Here is a 2,025-nt window from a genome sequence, read left to right as displayed (position 1 = left end):
TTTAACATCCCAACTGGCCAAAGAATGGGGGCAGGTCACACTCGCAACCCTTCTTTCCCAAACAATTTCAAGTTTGCCAGGGCAGCAAGCACTCCCCCCACCCGATCGCGATGTCTCCAAAGTATACAGGCCTGGCCGCTGTTCACCAAATTGATAAAGATAGAGCATTTGTTCTGGCTAACGTTGTAGCAGATCAGGATCTTCTTTGTGTTGAACGAGAATTAAGCTTGAAATATAGGGGACAAACCCTGGCTTATGAAAATTAATTCCAATCGAATCTGCCCGAAAAAGGTGTCGATTTTTTTGTAGGCCCCAGCCAAAGCCCGCACAGTCCGAAGACGGCACCCTAACAGATTTACTCCAAAAGGATAGTCGGTCAAGACGGACCATACCCATCCAATTAATGCACCCGCAGGAATATGGGAACAATAGGACAGAGAAAAATCTCTGGACGAGTTCATTCCACAACATCACCATACCTTGGAGATCATTTAGCCCGAATGCATCTGTTGTCCCCTGTATGGCAATCATACCGACCACCTCCCCCCAGCCGATGAATTTATTCATCACACGCCAAATTCGGATTATAGAATGAGGCGAGCAACACACCAATTAAAGAAGAGATCGTGACGGGGGGGGACAACATTTTGCTGTGTCCGCAGGTGCCCCCATACTGTGAGCCCAGAACAATACCGAACTAACTCTTGAGTGACAGTCTCTACACTGCTGCCTTTTTCAGCTAACCGGCTTAGCCTGGCCGTGTGATAATCCAATTCACCACGCTCACTGAGGATAGGTCGCTCACTCTTCAGGGCATCCACTGTTACAACGGCCCTCATGATGCTATGAACAAAATAGGAATCATGAACTCGGTCGGACACCGGATGAGGAAAGGCCATTCAAATCTGCTCTAATACGTTTCTATATAGAACTCCCATGCCTCCAGACTCCTCTCAATCCGTTGCTGGCCTCGTATGGTGATCGTCATCTCCGCAGGCCAATTTCATGTAAAGCCCTTGACTCCTCCTGAAACAAGCTTCAATATTGCCCCGTTTTTTTTTAACGTCATTCTAGCCGAATACCAATAGGGACTCCATGTCCAATCACATTCGCTCGGATCTTCCCGCCCTCAATCCCCACCAAACAGTATCAATTCAGCGCGTTGAACTGGGACACCATCAGGTCGTGATCGTGGATGATTTCTATCAATACCCTGAGGAAATCCTCAAAATCGCATTGAGGCTCCCCTATACCAACCGGCGTAAAATCGTGGGAAATTGTCCAGGCGTTCGAGCCCGCCTTGATCAAGAACATCGGAAACTGGTGGAAACCATGACCGTCATTTGGGGATGTGCCCTCTATACATTTTTCTCACCCCAAACCAGTCGTCTTTCAAGGCATCAAGACTGACAACTATCGACTACACGTTGGACAACGACAACCTCACATCGATCAGGATATCACGACGAGGGTCTACCTGAATCCTGCAGATTCTTGTTCAGGTGAAACTGGGTTATACCGCCATCGACCGACAGAACTCGAATGCGTGCCACCGATACCTGACGCGACAAACGCACAGCTTGCGAACCAGCTGGAACTAAGCAGTGAATTTTTCACCATACCGGAAGGATATGAAAACTTCCCAAACAGCATGATTTTTAATTTACTCTTGGCTTGTCGAGGCAATCGGTATATCAACGAGGGAAATGAATATTGGGAATTACTGAAACTCATCGAAATCCGCCCAAATAGATTGCTGGCGTTTGATGGACGGTGCTTTCATTCTCAATATATCCAATCCGGCCACTACAGCCAGGCCTTTCGAGTCAATCAAATTCTGCATCTCAGTCAAAAGAAAAAAGCGCTCTGATTCTTTAATTACTTCCCCTCCACTCCCCCCGTCACTTCTTCCGTTTTTTTAGATTTCCTACTCCACCTTGTCAATGCTTGAACATCCATCAGATCTGCATAGAATTCTTCGTCTAAATCTGATTTACAGAGTGGGAATGAATATTCATCTCCACC

At 46.9% G+C, this 2,025-nt stretch carries 3 protein-coding genes; 2 read left to right on the top strand and 1 reads right to left on the bottom strand.

The window, feature by feature from the left end; genetic code table 11:
• Window positions 1–221: 221 nt before the first annotated feature.
• A complete protein-coding gene (locus AAH187_RS19225) occupies window positions 222–461 on the bottom strand; it encodes a hypothetical protein (protein WP_342350106.1) in 240 nt (79 codons plus the stop codon).
• Between the two features lie 634 nt (window positions 462–1,095).
• Between AAH187_RS19225 and AAH187_RS19220 the strand changes: the two genes are divergently transcribed.
• Window positions 1,096–1,410, top strand: coding sequence for a hypothetical protein (locus AAH187_RS19220; RefSeq protein WP_342350105.1), 315 nt, complete (start codon window positions 1,096–1,098; stop codon window positions 1,408–1,410).
• A 241-nt stretch (window positions 1,411–1,651) separates the two neighbouring features.
• Window positions 1,652–1,870 (top strand): DUF6445 family protein, encoded by a 219-nt coding sequence (locus tag AAH187_RS19215; RefSeq protein ID WP_342350104.1) that lies wholly within the window; start codon window positions 1,652–1,654, stop codon window positions 1,868–1,870.
• The last annotated feature ends 155 nt before the right edge of the window (window positions 1,871–2,025 follow it).

Source organism: uncultured Nitrospira sp., assembly GCA_902500695.1.
Classification (GTDB): Bacteria; Nitrospirota; Nitrospiria; order Nitrospirales; family UBA8639; genus Nitrospira_E.
Note: the sequence above shows the minus strand (reverse complement) of the source record. Positions and strands in the feature narration are given on the sequence as shown.

Coding starts and splice junctions, on each gene's coding strand:
- AAH187_RS19225 (WP_342350106.1), bottom strand. CDS start 461: ATGAACTCGTCCAGAGATTTTTCTCTGTCCTATTGTTCCCATATTCCT.
- AAH187_RS19220 (WP_342350105.1), top strand. CDS start 1,096: ATGTCCAATCACATTCGCTCGGATCTTCCCGCCCTCAATCCCCACCAA.
- AAH187_RS19215 (WP_342350104.1), top strand. CDS start 1,652: ATGATTTTTAATTTACTCTTGGCTTGTCGAGGCAATCGGTATATCAAC.